A 17728-nucleotide genomic window follows, 5' to 3' on the forward strand; every position below is an offset into this window, starting at 1 on the left:
AATTCTCCTATCAGGCGGGCTAGCCACAGTCGCTTCGTCATTCGACGAAGGACGTTTCGATCTTGTCCAGGCGCGGGCTCTTGGTGGTGTTGCAACGGCGCAGGTCCTGGCGCTGGGCGACCTCTTGCACTTCACGGCGAGTGACAAGGTCAGCCAGACTGATACCGCTCAAAAATTCATGAATCTGCTGGCTCAGGTCGCACCACAAGTGGTGCGTGAGGCACGTATCGCCAGCATGACAATCACCCAATCCCTGGCAACGTGTTGCGTCGACCGATTCGTTGACGGCGTCGATAACCTGAGCCACCTGGATGCCCTGCATGTCGCGGGACAGCTGGTAGCCACCCCCTGGCCCGCGCACGCTGGACACCAGGTTGCTGCGACGCAGCTTGGCGAACAGTTGCTCCAGGTACGACAGGGAGATGCCTTGGCGCTCGGAGATATCGGCCAATGAAACCGGCCCATGCTGCGCGTGCAATGCCAGGTCGAGCATGGCAGTGACGGCGTATCGGCCTTTAGTTGTCAGTCGCATGGCGAGTACCACGGTTACACGAAAAAGGGAGGAGCGGATGAGCTGTGAGTATGCAATTCCCGAGTATTTAAGTCAACTTTAAGACCTACCACTTTAGTCGGGAATAGCGGTAAAACGGGCGGCATACTATAGCACGGGATTTCTGATTTGCCCCGTTCCTGTGGGAGCTGGCTTGCCAGCGAGATTCTTGCAACACCCAAAAGCTCGCTGGCAAGCCAGCTCCCACAGGCTCCCCAAGCTTCAGCGGGCTTCGGCGGCGGGAGCTTCGACTTCACCTTTCACGCACTTGAAGTCTTCGTCGCGCAGTTGCGGCAGGTCCTTGGCGCAGTAGTCACTGCCCATGCGGGTCATCGCCCCGCACATGTCCTCCAGGCGCCCGTCAACGGCGTGCAGGTGGTCCAGCAGCTGGCCGATGGCACGCGCTACCGGGTCGGGCATGTCTTCGGTGACGCCATAGGCCTCGAAGCCAATCTTCTCAGCCATGGCCTTGCGCTTGGCGTCCACGGCGTCATCGCTCTTGACGATGATGCGCCCCGGGATACCCACCGCAGTGGCGCCCGCCGGCACCGGCTTGGTCACCACGGCATTGGAGCCGATCTTGGCGCCGGCACCCACGGTAAACGGGCCCAAAACCTTGGCGCCCGCCCCCACCACCACGCCGTCTTCCAGCGTGGGGTGGCGCTTGCCCTTGTTCCAGCTGGTGCCGCCCAGCGTCACCCCCTGGTACAGGGTGACGTCGTCGCCGATCTCGACGGTCTCGCCAATGACGATACCCATGCCGTGGTCGATGAAGAAGCGGCGGCCAATGCGCGCGCCCGGGTGAATCTCGATGCCGGTCATCCAGCGGCCGAAGTTGGAGACCATGCGCGCCAGCCACTTGAAGTCGGCCTTCCACAGTTTGTGCGCGCCACGGTGCAACCAGATGGCGTGCATGCCGGGGTAGCTGGTGAGCACCTCGAAGGCGTTGCGCGCCGCCGGGTCGCGATGGAATACGCTTTGAATGTCTTCTCGCAAACGCTCGAACATGACTAATCCTTCCGCTTATGCGGCTCGCCACGGGCCACTTTCTGGGTCTCCGTGAGAATGCCGCGCAATATGTTCATTTCCGCCTTGGCTACCGAGCTGCGGCCGTACAGGCGGCGCAAACGCGCCATCAGGTGCCGGGGGCTTTGCGGGTCGAGGAAGCCGATCTCCACCAGGGTGTTCTCCAGGTGTTCGTAGAAACGCTCCATCTCGTCACTGGTCGAGAGCTCTGCGCTCTTGACCGACGCCACTTCGACCTTCTCGGTCTTGGACGCCTGCCCTTCGGCTGCCAGCCAGGCCATACGCACTTCGTAGGCCAGGACCTGCACCGCCGCACCCAGGTTCAGCGAGCTGAAATCGGGGTTCGACGGGATATGCACGTGGAAATGACATCGCTGCAGCTCGTCATTGGTCAGCCCGGCGTGTTCGCGACCAAACACCAGGGCAACCTCGCCACCCAACTGGGCAGCTTCTTCGACGCTTTTGCTGCCGCATTCGCGGGGGTCCAGCAACGGCCAGGGAATACGCCGCTCGCGGGCGCTGGTGCCGAGCACCATGGTGGTGCCCACCAGGGCCTCTTCCAGGGTGGCGACCACCTGGACATTTTCCAGCACATCGTCGGCGCCCGAGGCGCGAGCGCTGGCCTCGTGGGACGGGAAATCCAGCGGGTCTACCAGCACCAGGCGCGACAAGCCCATGTTCTTCATGGCGCGCGCAGCACCACCGATGTTGCCGGGGTGGCTGGTGTTGACCAGGACGACACGAATATTTTGCAGCAAGGCGAGCGCTCACAGACCGGGGGAAAGAAATGAAATCTTACCGAACAGATACCGCTTACGCTACGAATGCTGACTACCCTCTTCTGCAAACTTACTTTTCTGCTAGAATGTTCGGCTTTCTTTAACGACCTAGGTGAAACGTCCATGCAGCCCATGCTGAATATCGCGCTGCGCGCCGCCCGCAGCGCCAGTGAATTGATTTTCCGCTCCATCGAGCGCCTGGATACCATCAAGGTTGATGAAAAAGACGCGAAGGATTACGTCTCTGAAGTCGATCGGGCGGCCGAGCAGAAAATCATCGACGCGCTGCGCAAGGCGTACCCTACCCACACCATCCGTGGTGAAGAAACCGGGCTGCACGCCGGCAGCGGCGAAGGCGCCGAATACGAGTGGATCATCGACCCACTGGACGGCACCACCAACTTCCTGCGCGGCGTTCCGCACTTTGCAGTCAGCATTGCCTGCAAATACCGCGGCCGCCTGGAGCACGCCGTGGTCCTGGACCCGGTTCGCCAGGAAGAATTCACCGCCAGCCGTGGCCGTGGCGCCCAACTGAACGGCCGTCGCCTGCGCGTCAGCGGCCGCACCAGCCTGGAAGGCGCCCTGCTGGGTACCGGCTTCCCGTTCCGTGACAACCAGATGGCTGACCTGGACAACTACCTGGGCATGTTCCGCGCCCTGGTGGGCCAGACCGCCGGCATCCGCCGTGCCGGCGCTGCCAGCCTGGACCTGGCCTACGTGGCTGCCGGCCGCTTCGACGCCTTCTGGGAGTCGGGCCTGAGCGAGTGGGACATGGCCGCAGGCGCCCTGCTGATCCAGGAAGCTGGCGGCCTGGTGAGCGACTTCACCGGTGGCCACGACTTCCTGGAGAAAGGCCACATCGTGGCGGGCAACACCAAGTGCTTCAAGGCAGTACTGACGGCCATCCAGCCGCACCTGCCGGCTTCGCTGAAGCGCTAAGCTTTAGCCAGGCACAAAAAAAGCACCCTTCGGGGTGCTTTTTTTATGCCTGAAGAATCACCGACACCTTTACTGCTGGGTCAGCACCAGCTGGCCATCCTTGTTCACCGGGATCTTCGAACCGGGGTCACGGTCCATCTTCACCTGGCCAACCTGGCCGTTCAGCTGGTATTTCACGTTGTAGCCGACCACCTTGCTGCTGATGTCGTTCACCGTGTTGCAGCGGCTTTCGGTGGTGGTGTAGGTATCACCGTTCTGCATGTGCTCCTGCACCTTGTTCCCCGCGTAACCACCCCCAACGGCGCCGGCCACGGTGGCCAGGGTCTTGCCCTTGCCGCCACCGACCATATGGCCCAACAGGCCACCGCCCACGGCGCCCAGCACGGTACCTGCGACCTGGTGCTGGTCCTGCACGGCGCGACGGTGGGTTACCGCTACGTCATGGCACTCCTTGCGGGGTGTCTTGATCTCTTGATTGATAGGGTCTACAGCCAGTACTTCAGCATACTCTGGGCCACTTTTAACGAGGCTGTAGGTCGCGACAGCACCACCGGCGGTCACCGCCACGGCACCCAACACTGCACCAACCAGCAACGATTTGTTCACTTGAACCTCCTGACCTTCTTTTACGGATCAAAGTCCGCGCTTCTCCCAGCCTTGGAGCACAAAAAAAGGCGCGAGTTCAAAACTCGCGCCTTTTCAGGGAATTAAGCGACGAAGATCACATTATGGGCGATCGTCGACCTTATCCTTGGTGACCGGGGCAATCAGGTCATCGCTGTTCAGGTTCAGCCAGATCAACACCACGTTGGCGATGTAGATCGAGGAGTAGGTACCTGCCAGCACGCCGATGAACAGCGCGATGGAGAAACCGAACAGGTTGTCGCCGCCGAAGAACAGCAGCGCGGCAATGGCCAGCAACGTCGAGATCGAGGTCGCCAGCGTACGCAGCAGGGTCTGGGTGGTCGAGACGTTGATGTTCTCGATCAGCGAGGCCTTGCGCAGTACGCGGAAGTTCTCGCGCACCCGGTCGAACACCACGATGGTGTCGTTCAGCGAGTAGCCGATGATGGCCAGCACCGCCGCCAGCACCGTCAGGTCGAAGGTGATCTGGAAGAACGACAGGATACCCATGGTCACGACCACGTCGTGCACCAGGGAAGCGATAGCGCCTACCGCGAATTTCCACTGGAAGCGGAAAGCCAGGTAGATCAACACGCCGCCCAGGGCCATGAGCATGCCCAGGCCACCCTGGTCACGCAGCTCTTCACCTACCTGCGGGCCGACGAACTCGGTGCGGGTAACCTTGGCCGGGTTGTCGCCACCCACCTTGGCCAGCGCTTCAGCTACCTGGGCGCCCAGCTTGGGGTCGTCGCCCGGCATGCGCACCAGCAGGTCGGTGGTGTCACCGAAGTTCTGCACGATAGCTTCGTGGTAGCCGGCGGCTACCAGCTCGCTACGCACCTGGGTCAGGTCGGCCGGCTTCTGGTAGTTCAGCTCGATCAGCGTACCGCCAGTGAAGTCCAGGCCGAAGTTGAGGCCCTTGTGGAACCAGCTGAACAGCGCCAATGCCGTGAGGAACAGTGTCAAGGCGAACGCAATATTGCGAACGCCCATGAAGTTGATGGTACGTTTCATGGCAGCCCCTTAAATCCACAACTTCTTGAAGTCACGACCGCCGTAGATCAGGTTGACCATTGCGCGGGTCACCATGATGGCTGTGAACATCGAGGTAAAGATACCCAGGGACATGGTCACGGCGAAGCCTTTCACCGGGCCGGTGCCCATGGCGAAAAGAATGCCGCCTACCAGCAACGTGGTCAGGTTGGCGTCGACGATCGCGGTGAACGCGCGGCCGAAACCTTCGTTGATCGCACGCTGCACGGTCATCCCGGCGGCGATTTCCTCACGAATACGCGAGAAGATCAGCACGTTGGCGTCCACCGCCATACCCATGGTCAACACGATACCGGCAATACCCGGCAGCGTCAGGGTGGCACCCAGCACCGACATCAGCGCCAGCAGCACAACCATGTTCAAGGCCAGTGCCACGGTGGCGATCAGGCCGAAGAAGCGGTAGATGGCCATGATGAACAGCGACACGAACAGCATGCCCCACAGGGATGCATGGATACCCTTGGTGATGTTGTCGGCACCCAGGCTTGGGCCAATGGTGCGCTCTTCAGCAAAGTACATCGGTGCAGCCAGGCCACCGGCACGCAGCAGCAGGGCCAGTTCCGACGATTCACCCTGGCCGTTCAGGCCGGTGATGCGGAATTGGCTACCCAGCGGCGACTGGATGGTTGCCAGACTGATGATTTTCTTCTCTTCGGCGAAGTCCTGCACAGCCACGTCTTTCTCGACGCCGTCGACAGTCTGCTTCTCGTAGCGGGTGAACGGCTTCTGCTCGATGAAGATCACCGCCATGCTGCGGCCGACGTTGCTGCGCGTGGCGCGGCTCATCAGGTCGCCACCATGGCCATCAAGCTTGATGTTCACTTGCGGCTGGCCGTGCTCGTCGAAGCTGGCCGAGGCGTCGGTCACCTGGTCACCGGTGATGATCAGGCTGCGCTCGACAGGGGCTGGCGGACGGCTGCCATCACGGAACTCGAAGGTTTCGGTGGTGGCACGCGAATCATCCGGGCCTGCGCCCAGGCGGAACTCAAGGCTGGCGGTCTTGCCCAGGATGCGCTTGGCTTCGGCAGTGTCCTGCACGCCTGGCAGCTCCACCACGATGCGGTTGGCGCCCTGGCGCTGTACCAGCGGCTCGGCCACGCCCAGCTCGTTGACACGGTTACGCACGGTGGTCAGGTTCTGCTTGATCGAGTATTCGCGAATCTCGGCCAGCTTCGCTGGTGTCAGCGTCAGCGACAGTACCTGCAGGTCGCCACGGGTAGTGGCGGCCACGTCGAAGTCGGTGTAGTTCTTGCGGATCAGGGTTTGCGCCTGGGCCAGGGTATCGGCATCGCTGAAGCCCAGCTGAATCGCACTGTTCTGCTGCGGCATGCTGCGGTAGCGGATTTTTTCCTTGCGCAGTTCGGTCTTGACGTCGCCTTCATAGATCTTCAGGCGGGCATCAATGGCCTTGTCCATGTCCACGGCCAGCAGGAAGTGCACGCCACCGGACAGGTCGAGGCCCAGTTTCATCGGGTGCGCGCCAATGCTGCGCAGCCACTGGGGCGTGGTCGCCGCCAGGTTCAGTGCAACTACATAGTCGTCGCCCAGGGTTTTGCGGACCACGTCCTTGGCAGGCAACTGGTCATCACGCTTGGCCAGACGCAACAAACCGCCCTTGCCATTCTCGGCCAGCGTTGCCGCCTTGACCTCGATACCGGCATCGGTCAGCGCCTTGGCGCTGCGGTCCAGATCAGCCTGGGTGACTTGCAGGGCGGAACTTGCGCCCGAGACCTGGATGGCCGCGTCATCAGGATAGAGATTGGGTGCGGAATAAATAAAACCGACCGCCAGCACCGCCAGGATCAGTAGGTATTTCCACAGAGGGTATTTGTTCAGCATCACGCCGCCCGTTCAAGACGCGGGGCGCCTTGCGCGCCCCGTCGATTGGTAAAAGTCTGAAGCTTAGATCGCTTTGAGCGTGCCTTTCGGCAGGGTCGCGGCAATGGCGCCCTTCTGGATTTTCAGCTCTACAGTGTCCGAAACCTCGATCACCACGAAGTCGTCGGTCACTTTGTTGATCTTGCCGGCGATACCACCGGTGGTCACAACTTCGTCACCTTTCTGCAGGTTGCCCAGCAGGTTTTTCTGCTCCTTGGCGCGCTTGGCCTGTGGACGCCAGATCATCAGGTAGAAGATGACCAGGAAGCCGACCAGGAAAATCCACTCGAAGCCGCCGCCCATCGGGCCTGCCGCTGCCGGTGCACCAGCATCGGCCAAAGCATCAGAGATAAAAAAGCTCATTTAGCACTCCAGTTGCAAAATTGTTGACTCAAAGGGTCACGAAATCAGTCCAAAGGCGGCGTTACAAGCCCGCGCTTGGCATAGAAGGCATCGACAAAGGCGGCCAATGTACCTTGTTGAATAGCCTCGCGCAAACCAGCCATCAGCACCTGGTAATGACGCAAATTGTGGATCGTATTCAACATGCTCCCCAGCATTTCGCCGCACTTGTCCAAATGGTGCAGATAAGCACGGGAGAAGTTCTGGCAGGTGTAGCAGTCGCAGGTCGGGTCCAGCGGCGAATTATCATGGCGATGAAACGCGTTGCGGATCTTCAGCACGCCGGTGTCGATGAACAGATGCCCATTGCGGGCATTGCGGGTTGGCATCACGCAATCGAACATGTCCACACCGCGGCGCACACCCTCCACCAGATCTTCCGGCTTGCCAACACCCATAAGGTAACGAGGTTTGTCAGCAGGCATCTGGCCTGGCAGGTAGTCCAGCACCTTGATCATTTCGTGCTTGGGTTCGCCCACCGACAGGCCGCCAATGGCCAGGCCGTCGAAGCCGATCTTGTCCAGGCCTTCCAGCGAGCGCATACGCAGGTTCTGGTGCATGCCGCCCTGGACGATGCCGAACAGCGCCGCAGTGTTGTCGCCGTGGGCGTTCTTCGAGCGCTGGGCCCAGCGCAGCGACAGCTCCATGGACACGCGGGCCACGTCTTCGTCGGCCGGGTACGGGGTGCATTCGTCGAAGATCATCACCACGTCGGAACCCAGGTCGCGCTGCACCTGCATCGACTCTTCCGGGCCCATGAACACTTTCGAGCCGTCCACCGGGGAGGCGAAGGTCACGCCCTCTTCCTTGATCTTGCGCATGGCGCCCAGGCTGAACACCTGGAAACCACCCGAGTCGGTCAGGATAGGGCCCTGCCACTTCATGAAATCATGCAGGTCGCCGTGGGCCTTGATCACTTCCATGCCCGGGCGCAGCCACAGGTGGAAGGTGTTGCCCAGGATCATGTGCGCGCCGATGGCCTCGATGTCACGCGGCAGCATGCCCTTCACCGTGCCATAGGTGCCCACCGGCATGAACGCCGGGGTTTCCACCACGCCACGGGGGAAGGTCAGGCGGCCACGACGGGCCTTGCCGTCGGTGGCCAGCAGTTCGAACGACATACGACAGGTGCGACTCATGCGTGATCCCCTGGCGCCGCTTCGCTTGGACCGCGGGGCGCCGGATTGCGGGTGATGAACATGGCATCACCGTAACTGAAGAAGCGGTAACCGTTGGCCACGGCAGCCTGGTAGGCGGCCATGGTCTCGGGATAACCGGCGAAGGCCGACACCAGCATCAACAGCGTGGATTCCGGCAAATGGAAATTGGTCACCAGGCAATCGACCACATGGAACGGCCGGCCCGGGAAAATGAAGATATCGGTGTCACCGCTGAACGGCTTCAACACACCGTCGCGCGCCGCGCTTTCCAGCGAACGCACGCTGGTGGTGCCCACGGCTACCACACGGCCACCACGGGCCTTGCAGGCATTCACCGCGTCCACCACCTCCTGGCTCACCTCCAGCCACTCTTTATGCATGTGGTGATCTTCGATCTTTTCCACACGCACCGGCTGGAAGGTGCCAGCGCCCACGTGCAAGGTCACGAAGGCGCTTTCCACGCCCTTGGCCTTGATCTGCGCCAGCAGCCCTTCATCGAAGTGCAGGCCGGCGGTAGGCGCCGCCACCGCGCCGGCACGCTCGGCGTACACGGTCTGGTAGCGCTCGCGGTCGGCGCCTTCGTCGGGGCGGTCTATATAAGGCGGCAACGGCATGTGGCCGACGCGATCCAGCAGCGGCAGCACTTCTTCATTAAAGCGCAGCTCGAACAGCGCATCGTGGCGCGCCACCATCTGGGCCTCGCCGCCGCCGTCGATGAGAATCATCGACCCCGGCTTGGGCGCCTTGCTGGCGCGCACGTGGGCCAGCACCGAGTGGCTGTCCAGCACGCGCTCAACCAGAATCTCCAGCTTGCCGCCGGAGGCCTTCTGGCCGAACACACGGGCAGGAATGACCCGGGTGTTATTGAACACCATCAGGTCGCCGGGGCGCAGGTGCTCCAGCAAATCAGTGAACTGACGGTGGGCCAGCGCACCGCTGGGCCCGTCCAGGGTCAACAAACGACTGCCATGACGCTCGGCCAGCGGGTGGCGTGCAATCAGGGAATCGGGAAGCTCGAAGGAAAAATCGGCGACGCGCATGATGGGGTTCGGTTCGACAGGGCCGCAAAGTTTAGCCCAAAATGCACAAATTGACCACGCAGGAGAGTTGACCAACGGTCGAGGCCTCTCTATACTCCGCGGCCATTGAGCCCTGATGGCGGAATTGGTAGACGCGGCGGATTCAAAATCCGTTTTCGAAAGGAGTGGGAGTTCGAGTCTCCCTCGGGGCACCATACATAGATCCCTTCTACCGGGGATCGCAACAGAGAAACCGACCTTGAGTCGGTTTTTTTGTGCCTGGGATTTGGCTGGGGCCTCCAATTCCCGTAGCCTCATGCCGAACCCACAAGGCTCACAATGCCAATCCCACAGGCCATGGCACGTTGCAACAAATGTGGGACCGGGCTCTGCCCGGGAAGCGCCGCGCGGGCGGCGCTCGATCTCAAGACCGCCAGAAAAACCACGGCATGCACCTTTAAGCCCTGATGCGTTTTCACGACAGGCATATCGAGCGTTCTTCGCAGGTTCCAGCCAGAGATTGCGTCACGGCCCCCAGGTGCCAGCCGGTATTGTTTTACCGCTCTTGAGACCGAGCGCCGCCCACGCGGCGCGACGCAGCCTGGCGGCAGCATCTACATTTGTTGCAACGTGCCATGGCCTGATGGATAGGCGTCGCCAGCCTTGTGTGCCCGCCTCAGATAGATATTGTCCCCCCGCTCCCTACACGCTACCCTTCCGCCGTCGCCAACCAGCGACACGGACTTGGCGGTCCGTTCAGAACGCGCAATACCCCCAATCCTCACCCAGGCGGCTAACCCCTGCCCGGATGCAGATCTATGGCGGGTTGCGCAGGGACTTGTTCGCAAGTGCCGGTTCGTTCTGTCCGGTCCGCCAACCTTGTGCAATCCGTCACCCAAACCTGCTTGGCGGCAGGCGGTGCCGGTCTAACCTACAGAACGGATACTACCCAATGACCGATCCAACCCCGCACCAAACCCAAGGCCAAACCACGTTTGCCCCTTGCGGCCCCACCGCCACCCCACTGTTCACCGTCAACCCCGACATCCCGCTCGCGGATGCCCTGGCCCACAGTTCCAACCTGCAACTCATCGCCAACCAACTGATGACAGACGCCGCCATGGGCGACGACGGTCCTCACCTGGCGTGGGCAGCGGCTTACCTGGGGGAGATGGCACAGGCGATCGTGCACGACCTGACGATACCGGTGGCATACAGCAACGCAGGCTGATTGCGTTGTGACGCTGGGCTGGATTAGCGGCTGGTTCGGCGTTTTTTAGATCGGGGGGGTTGGAGTTTTTTGCGTCTCCAGCCACGCGGCGCTGGTCCCCGCAACTTCGCGCCGAACACACAAGGCCGGCAACGCCGATCCCCCAGGCCATGGCACGTTGCAATAAATGTAGATGCTGCCGCCAGGCTTCGTCGCGCTGCGGGGCGGCGCTCGATCTCAAGAGAGCCAGAGAAACCAAGGCATGCACCTTTAAGCCCTGATGCGCTTTCACGACAGGCATATCGAGCGCTCTTCGCAGGCTCCAGCCAGAGATTGCGTCACGGTCCCCAGGTGCTAGCCGACGCTAGTTTGCCGCTCTTGGGGTTGAGCTCGCATGAATCAGCCCCTGTCGTACAAGACAACGGCGCTACTCGGCCCCAAAGATCTTGGCATCGACCGCAGTGAGCTGGAGGAAGAGCGAGGTGATATTGAGCGGCAACAGGAAGCGAGTACACCAGCGCTTTGTTGTACTTGCGCGTCCATCCAAAAAAGGGTGCGAAGCCGCCCTGCTTGGATGGACCTCACCTAAAAAATAAAAAGCATTGCAATTCACTACTGGCAGCCATGGTCTTCCATAGACACATCACACCGTTTTGCGCCGCTATAGTCCGCAAACAATCCCATTGACCCTGCGGAACCCAGGGCGTAGAAAAAACGTGCAAGCGCTGTCGATGAGAGCACTCCAGGTGACCCGAACCTTCAAGGCAACGCCACTGATCGTGGTGGTTCATCCAAAGTATGTTCAGCATCCGGCAGCACCTAAGATCACTACCCATGTGATGGAAGCCCCCTTCAATTTATGGCCCTCGTACGCCAACCTTCTCTCTATTCAGCTGGCCTGCAGCAACCTATCCATGTGGCCATTTCTTGCGCCAACCTACGCCCGTCTCTTTCTACTGGAAAGAGACGGGCGCTCCTACCACTGCTGCAAGCCATGAACAACGTGGCTTTGCGCCAACTCCCCTCGTGACAATCGGCGTGACAAATGCCGAAGTCACCACCAACAGCGCTGTAGATATGGTGCCGCAGAGCAAGGAATGGACTGCCCCTGGCTGACAGCCAAGCATACCCCGCCATCGCATCGCTGCTTCCACCCGATTCAGGATCTCGCGGCGCTGGTTTCGTCAGCCAACGCAGCCTCCACCCGTCCACCGCTAACGGTATACAGGAGGCCAGATCATGAAATGCCCTTGCTCCCGGTCGTAAGGAGCCGCCAGTCCCGCGTTAGAGGACATCCCTACAGGTCGCAGGGGCCTCGATCCCTGATAACTTTCAACATTCTTGGCGGGATGACGTGGGGAATAGCTCGAGGGTCGAAGGCTGGGTCAGAGCACTGATGGGAGTAAGGGATGGGCGCAGGTTTGGTGGCTCGGCAAAATGATCTATACGGTCCTCAGGCATTGCTGGATAAATTTGGTAAAGGCTACTACGGCACTGTAAAGCCAGCCGTGATCGGTGCAGGACCCCATATCTGCGCTCGGCTTGGAAGGCTGCTACGTCCTTGACCATTCGACAAGCATGACCTCGATGCAGAGAGAGGTCAGCCATCACTGAAGATGTAGGCGACGAAAATAGCTTGGTATGTCCACCGCGAACCGTTAAATTTCGACAGGCAATGCGCCATCACACCTAAAAGCCACCTACACCGAAAATGGGATTTTCGCAATGGGACGTTTGTTGGTTGTTAAGGATTCACGAAATTTCAATCCGGACCTTGGTAATGTTATTCCAGTTGCATTGGAACTTGAAGATGGAGGTTTCAAAAACGCGGACATAACAGATTTCCCGAACACCGGAGTTTTTATTTCCAAAGAGTATATAAAAATAGATGAATCATTTAAGGATGACGAGCTCTTTATACTAAGAGAGTGGCACGAGACGGATAATGAATGGAAAGAGGATAAAAGGCGGCAAAAATACTATTCCAAAGGTGAGTGGGCGGAGCGATTAGAGCACAACACGTTAATCCCAGTCATCAAAATGCCCATGCCCGACATTGATACAGGGAAGGTGAGTCTGGGTTATGACCTGCCAAGAAACATTCTATTTTTCATAGAGGACGGCGGGAAGGTAAACGGTCCATTTTTAGCGACAAAAGATGAAGACGACTGGTTTCTGACTCCATCTACCGGACTAACGCCACTAAACTTACCGACAGACCATATCGCACAATTCGATAAAAGCGCGCTCGAAGACAGTGGCGAATTGCTTCGATTTGAAATAAGAGGCTTAACAAAAACATTCATAACATCATTAAAAAAACTTGAGAAAATAAACTTCGAAAAAGTGGACTATATTTCCGCCTCACGCCTGATAAAATATTATGCAAAATCGGGCTTTGGAAAAGGAAGTCCAACCCTAGGCAAAAACGAGGCAACAAAGCTTACACAAATAATTGATGCGTATAAGAAAAAAAACAAAGCGATGGATAACGACCAACGCTTGAAACGCCTTGAAGAAGTGCTCGCAGACTTCCTTGAAGACGACGGCTACGGAAAAGCAATCATCGAAGATTTTCTTCTGGACAATATCGAAGGAAAAAAATACCTAGACAATTACTTCGACAAAAACAGAGACATCCTCATCAAGGAAAAAATTCAAGAAATTGATGCTCAAACCTTGCAAAAGAAGGAGCAGATTCAACGCGAAATAAACGAAATCTCCCGCCTGGCGGAGCTCAAGAGGAAAGAGCTTGAAACCATAGATGAAGACGTTGAGCGCGCGAGAGTTAGAGCCGAGCTCGAAGTTAAGAAAATCCAAGAACAATCTGCTGAGCAAGCGCATCAAAGCCTACTTGAGAAGCAGACCATTCTAACCAATACAAACACAGAGATAGAACAGAAGATCAAGGAAAACCAGAAACAGCTGGAAGATCTTCTCGAAAGAAACCAAGAACTTAAAAAAGTAGTTAGCTTGAAGGATGAAATTCAGTTCCAGCAACGAACCCAGCAAGATCGACAAAAAGAAATCATCGAACTTCAAAGGACACTAGAAAGCCAGAAAACATTAATTGCCTCGCCCCAACTCGGGGAAAAACTTACAGAATTGAAACTTCTAATCCAGATGCTTAACGGAAAGCCCGGATACGAGGCAGAGCTAGAAAGCAAAGCACCACAAATAAAGCCTTCCGATATCGAACTAAACAAAACAAACCGCACAGAATACATCCATTACTTACTTAACAACTTCCATTCAGACGAAGGCCGACCATTCACTTATGATGAAATGGCCAACCTGGTAATCAGCACAAGCCAGTCGTTTCTCACAATTTTGTCCGGCCCTCCTGGAACTGGTAAAACTTCCACAGCTCTGAGGCTGGCCCATGCATTCAGCCTGAACAATTGCAACAACGAAGATGAGGGTGGTAACTTCCTAAACATTGCAGTCGGTAGGGGTTGGGTAGCAGGTCGCGACATTCTAGGCTTCTACAACTCATTGAAGGACGTGTACCAACCATCTAGAAGCGGCTTATATCAATTTCTCAAACATAAAGAACCTACAGCCGAAGAGTTCATGAAACTTGTACTACTCGACGAGGCAAATCTTTCAAGCGTTGAGCATTACTGGTCTGATTTCTTGGGAATGTGCGATCCGGAGGGAAGTGGTCGAAAAATTGACCTTGGCATCCCTGACACATCACTTCGCTTTCTTGAGGTTGGTAAAAATGTTAGATTTATCGCAACTATAAATAACGATGCAACTACCGAGAAGCTGTCACCACGACTCATCGACCGAGCCCCTATCATTTCGCTCGGCGATGATATAAGCCTAGATGGAATCTCTTCACTAATCAACTCATTTAGCTTTAATGGCGCAATACCATTCCAACAGATAAATAATGCGTTCAACATCCCGTCTAGCGAGGCGGATTTCCTACCGGACGAGCAGGCATCTCTCGACCAGATACTCTCAATACTGTCATCTCACACAGCCAAAACTAGTTCCATTCATATCAGCCGGCGCAAAATAAACGCAATCAAGCGCTACTGCTACATTGCAAACGAACTAGGTGGCATGCGAAATCGGCCACTAGACTTCGCTGTAGCACAACATATCCTGCCAGCGGTCGAGGGCTATGGCGCTGCCTTCCGAGAAAGACTATTAAAACTTGAACAAAAGCTCATTGACTTTGATCTAAATATTTCTAGGAGAGCTCTAAGAAACATAATTGAAGAGGGTGACAATTACGCAGACACATACTCCTATTTTTAAGGTTTTGACATGAAGCTTACTGCAAAAATAATAAGCGGCAAGAGAAATGGCCAAGAAATCGAGCTATTGGAAACCTGTGAATCCCCTTCAAGCTCTGCATATTTCCTCGAAGATGAGGCCATAGAGTTCACGGCAACCTCTAGCGTATACCTGGACGATATTTACTTGTGTCTGCACGAAAATGAGGTAGCGCCCAGCAACATCTCTCAGGAAGAAGAAAACTGGGTCTATAAATGGAAGCCAAAGTTTGCACCCAAGTGGGGTTACGAGTGTTTTTTCCACAACTACTACGGGCTAGCAGAACTAAAGCTCGAAACAAAATTAGAAGAGCGGGGCGGGAGAGCGATAGTAGCACAGTTCTTGCCAATCGAGATTTTAGCGAAAAAAATAAATGCAGACCGCGCTGAAAAGATGCTTAGTTTCCTTGCATCTCACGACAACGATGCTTTAGCAGCTTTTTTTAGAGTCACTCGGCTAAATGCCGGCTTTAAGGAGGGGGATAGAGCCGTTGGGTTCTTGATAGAACAACTGGAAAGAAACGTTTTACTATTGGCTGCAGAACTCCCCAACTTATATTCCAAACCAATTGCCAAGCTCACACCAGAAAACAAACTAGTTGCCTTTTCAGAAAACTCAGTAATTGACGATACAACTCTGGCATGGATTACAGAAAACTGTGACAGTTTGTATCCAGTAGATGACTCAGAGCGAGCACTCCTTGAGGTCGACGGAGTATTCTACTCCTCTGAAAAAATACTTGAAAATCATCTAAAGGAAGACCTGAACATCTACGAAAACCAAGTTATTCATGGGTTCATTATATCTCTAATGAGAGCGGCCTCTGAATTGCTCAGGAAGCTAGAGGATCACCCGACCTCCAAGATCAAAGCAGAGCAAGATCTATCTGGATACATTTCGTTTTTTTCTCAACTCAGCAGATTTGCAAAAATCATAAATCGGAATAAGGCTGACAAATGTAGAGAGCTACTTTCAACGCTGCAGCGTTTGAAACAAGTGCTTGATGAAAAGATCCCTGTGACAAACTCAATCACAGGAACTCCTCAGTTCACCAGAAAAGCTCGTCACAAATTACACTACCAAAAAATATTTCACAAAGTTATCGCTTGGCATCGCTACGGCTCACCAGACTGGAGTGTTCAGGAAGAGCTGTTCTCGATCCAAAGCATACCAAAGCTATTTGAATACTACCTCCTGTTCTTGGTAAAGCATCATTTAGATACTGAAGCAGTGGCCGGGATAAAATTAGAGCTAATTCAAAACCCTTCGCTCCAAGAAAATAATTTCGAATATTTATGGGGAGATTACAGAGTACAAATAATGTACGAACCCAAAGCATGGACACACGACCATCGCAATTCTAGTGATGCCACGTTAATAAACTCTGAAGGCTGGACAGAAAAGAATGGCGAAATAAGGCCTCGAGGGCAGACTGGGCCGTACGCAAATAGATCCCCGGACTTGATTTTGAGTATTCTGGGGATGGATGCACAACAATATCATTTAATCATTGATGCCAAATACACATCAAGTAAAAAGGCGTTTAGCCACTACCTTCCAGAGCTGACCATGAAATACCTTCACGGACTTCATGAGAAAGAAAGCGGGCGGAGTCTATCAATGGCGCTGATGATCGTAAACCCGGCCGAAACATGCTCATCGCGACACTTCCATCACCACAGATATTCCATTTATGGGGCAAGCCCGGTGTCCCCAGCTTTGCTTGTAAGTTCGATTACACCAGGGGTCGCTGAAAAAACCGACTCAGATTTTAAACAGAATATTTCACAGCTGCTATATTTCATGCGGGCAAAAATCAGGCCGCCCAGTTCGAGACCTCAGTTAGAAATTGTTGCTTAAGCCAGATCTTCAAACATAGTAGAAAGCGCCAGCCTTTATTGAGGCTGGTGTATCTGTTAGCAAGCCCTGTTGATCACGTCAAGCTGATCATCGGTGCGAACATATCTTTACACACACTCCCGTCGTGTCCGATCAGTGAAACCTTTTGTACCGCTTATCGAAAATTTATTCATGTACTTTCAAGACCGCTGAAAGAAAAGTAAGACCTTACGAAAACCATCAGATTTACGCACAATATTTTTTGTACATGCTGATTGCCCCTTGAAAATGTTAGAGTTTCAACAAAATTTAGAACCTCCCTCAGGGCACCAAACATAGATCCCTTCTACCGGGGATCGCAGCAGAGAAACCGACCTTGAGTCGATTTTTTTGTGCCTGGGATTTAGCTGGGGCCGACGATTCCCGTAGCCGCTGCCGCCAGGCTGCGCTGGGGCTGCCCCCCCCCTTCCCACAAATTCTCGAACTCCTGGTAATTCCCCGCAACCTCGCGCCGAACACACAAGGCCGGCAACGCCAATCCCACAGGCCATGGTACGTTGCAACAAATGTAGATGCTGCCGCCAGGCTGCGTCGCGCCGCGCGGGCGGCGCTCGATCTCAAGAGCGCCAGAAAAACCAAGGCATGCACCTTTAAGCCCCGATGCGTTTTCACGACAGGCATATCGGGCGTTCTTCGCAGATTCCAGCCAGAGATTGCGTCACGGCCTCCAGATGCTAGCCGGTATTGTTTTGCCGCTCTTGAGACCGAGCGCCGCCCGCGCGGCGCGACGCAGCCTGCGGCAGCTTGTGTCTAGAGAAGGGAATAGAATCTGAGGTGAGAGCGGTGAATGGCAGGTTGTTCGGCAGCAGTGTTGATAAGCACGTGTAGCAGCAGAACCGCCATTCACCTCTCCGCTCTGGCTACAAGCCCGAACAGTTGAACGAGCCGACCTCGAACAT

Annotated in this window: 13 protein-coding genes and 1 tRNA gene; 5 read left to right on the forward strand and 9 right to left on the reverse strand. The window is 56.0% G+C overall.

What is annotated here, in order from left to right; all coding sequences use genetic code 11:
* Positions 1-37 precede the first annotated feature (37 nt).
* From iscR to trmJ, 3 genes are all read right to left on the reverse strand, one after another.
* Complete coding sequence (gene iscR, locus AC0SZ7_RS09175) at positions 38-532, reverse strand: Fe-S cluster assembly transcriptional regulator IscR (RefSeq protein WP_475504090.1); 495 nt, start codon at positions 530-532, stop codon at positions 38-40.
* A 240-nt stretch (positions 533-772) separates the two neighbouring features.
* Positions 773-1558 (reverse strand): serine O-acetyltransferase, encoded by a 786-nt coding sequence (cysE, locus tag AC0SZ7_RS09180; protein WP_475504091.1) that lies wholly within the window; start codon positions 1556-1558, stop codon positions 773-775.
* 2 nt (positions 1559-1560) lie between these two features.
* Complete coding sequence (gene trmJ, locus AC0SZ7_RS09185) at positions 1561-2334, reverse strand: tRNA (cytosine(32)/uridine(32)-2'-O)-methyltransferase TrmJ (RefSeq protein ID WP_475504092.1); 774 nt, start codon at positions 2332-2334, stop codon at positions 1561-1563.
* Positions 2335-2478: 144 nt separating this feature from the next.
* Between trmJ and suhB the strand changes: the two genes are divergently transcribed.
* Positions 2479-3294, forward strand: coding sequence for a type III secretion system regulator SuhB (gene suhB / locus AC0SZ7_RS09190; protein ID WP_475504093.1), 816 nt, complete (start codon positions 2479-2481; stop codon positions 3292-3294).
* A 69-nt stretch (positions 3295-3363) separates the two neighbouring features.
* On the opposite strand, the gene AC0SZ7_RS09195 is transcribed toward suhB, so the two are convergent.
* The 6 genes from AC0SZ7_RS09195 to queA all read right to left on the reverse strand — a co-directional run bounded on the left by AC0SZ7_RS09195 (position 3364) and on the right by queA (position 9451).
* Positions 3364-3900: a glycine zipper 2TM domain-containing protein gene (locus AC0SZ7_RS09195; RefSeq protein WP_475504094.1), complete on the reverse strand. Its 537-nt coding sequence runs from the start codon at positions 3898-3900 to the stop codon at positions 3364-3366.
* Positions 3901-4020: 120 nt separating this feature from the next.
* Positions 4021-4932 carry a protein translocase subunit SecF gene (gene secF / locus AC0SZ7_RS09200; protein ID WP_416422715.1) on the reverse strand — a complete coding sequence of 304 codons (912 nt, stop codon included), beginning with the start codon at positions 4930-4932 and terminating at the stop codon, positions 4021-4023.
* Positions 4933-4941: 9 nt separating this feature from the next.
* Positions 4942-6810, reverse strand: coding sequence for a protein translocase subunit SecD (secD, locus tag AC0SZ7_RS09205; RefSeq protein WP_475504095.1), 1869 nt, complete (start codon positions 6808-6810; stop codon positions 4942-4944).
* 63 nt (positions 6811-6873) lie between these two features.
* Positions 6874-7212, reverse strand: a complete 339-nt coding sequence (yajC, locus tag AC0SZ7_RS09210; protein ID WP_008366112.1) for a preprotein translocase subunit YajC — start codon at positions 7210-7212, stop codon at positions 6874-6876.
* A 44-nt stretch (positions 7213-7256) separates the two neighbouring features.
* Positions 7257-8372 carry a tRNA guanosine(34) transglycosylase Tgt gene (tgt, locus tag AC0SZ7_RS09215; protein WP_199267081.1) on the reverse strand — a complete coding sequence of 372 codons (1116 nt, stop codon included), beginning with the start codon at positions 8370-8372 and terminating at the stop codon, positions 7257-7259.
* A 14-nt stretch (positions 8373-8386) separates the two neighbouring features.
* Complete coding sequence (gene queA, locus AC0SZ7_RS09220; RefSeq protein WP_475504096.1) at positions 8387-9451, reverse strand: tRNA preQ1(34) S-adenosylmethionine ribosyltransferase-isomerase QueA; 1065 nt, start codon at positions 9449-9451, stop codon at positions 8387-8389.
* Positions 9452-9560: 109 nt separating this feature from the next.
* On the opposite strand from queA, the gene AC0SZ7_RS09225 reads away from it, so the two are divergent.
* The 4 genes from AC0SZ7_RS09225 (at position 9561) to AC0SZ7_RS09240 (ending at position 16790) form a co-directional block, all read left to right on the forward strand.
* Positions 9561-9645 (forward strand) — tRNA-Leu (locus AC0SZ7_RS09225).
* A gap of 737 nt (positions 9646-10382) precedes the next feature.
* The gene (locus tag AC0SZ7_RS09230; RefSeq protein ID WP_475504097.1) at positions 10383-10661 is read left to right on the forward strand and encodes a DUF3077 domain-containing protein; all 279 of its coding nucleotides are present in this window, start codon (positions 10383-10385) and stop codon (positions 10659-10661) included.
* Between the two features lie 1704 nt (positions 10662-12365).
* Positions 12366-14912 (forward strand): hypothetical protein, encoded by a 2547-nt coding sequence (locus AC0SZ7_RS09235; protein ID WP_475504098.1) that lies wholly within the window; start codon positions 12366-12368, stop codon positions 14910-14912.
* A gap of 9 nt (positions 14913-14921) precedes the next feature.
* Positions 14922-16790: a DUF2357 domain-containing protein gene (locus AC0SZ7_RS09240; RefSeq protein WP_475504099.1), complete on the forward strand. Its 1869-nt coding sequence runs from the start codon at positions 14922-14924 to the stop codon at positions 16788-16790.
* Positions 16791-17728: the final 938 nt, after the last annotated feature.

The sequence above is a fragment of the Pseudomonas sp. JC1203 genome (assembly GCF_056175065.1).

What these genes read in the sequence shown, in the direction of transcription:
- iscR (WP_475504090.1), bottom strand. Translation starts at nt 532, where the DNA reads ATGCGACTGACAACTAAAGGCCGATACGCCGTCACTGCCATGCTCGAC.
- cysE (WP_475504091.1), bottom strand. Translation starts at nt 1,558, where the DNA reads ATGTTCGAGCGTTTGCGAGAAGACATTCAAAGCGTATTCCATCGCGAC.
- suhB (WP_475504093.1), top strand. Translation starts at nt 2,479, where the DNA reads ATGCAGCCCATGCTGAATATCGCGCTGCGCGCCGCCCGCAGCGCCAGT.
- secF (WP_416422715.1), bottom strand. Translation starts at nt 4,932, where the DNA reads ATGAAACGTACCATCAACTTCATGGGCGTTCGCAATATTGCGTTCGCC.
- secD (WP_475504095.1), bottom strand. Translation starts at nt 6,810, where the DNA reads ATGCTGAACAAATACCCTCTGTGGAAATACCTACTGATCCTGGCGGTG.
- yajC (WP_008366112.1), bottom strand. Translation starts at nt 7,212, where the DNA reads ATGAGCTTTTTTATCTCTGATGCTTTGGCCGATGCTGGTGCACCGGCA.
- tgt (WP_199267081.1), bottom strand. Translation starts at nt 8,372, where the DNA reads ATGTCGTTCGAACTGCTGGCCACCGACGGCAAGGCCCGTCGTGGCCGC.
- queA (WP_475504096.1), bottom strand. Translation starts at nt 9,451, where the DNA reads ATGCGCGTCGCCGATTTTTCCTTCGAGCTTCCCGATTCCCTGATTGCA.
- AC0SZ7_RS09230 (WP_475504097.1), top strand. Translation starts at nt 10,383, where the DNA reads ATGACCGATCCAACCCCGCACCAAACCCAAGGCCAAACCACGTTTGCC.
- AC0SZ7_RS09235 (WP_475504098.1), top strand. Translation starts at nt 12,366, where the DNA reads ATGGGACGTTTGTTGGTTGTTAAGGATTCACGAAATTTCAATCCGGAC.
- AC0SZ7_RS09240 (WP_475504099.1), top strand. Translation starts at nt 14,922, where the DNA reads ATGAAGCTTACTGCAAAAATAATAAGCGGCAAGAGAAATGGCCAAGAA.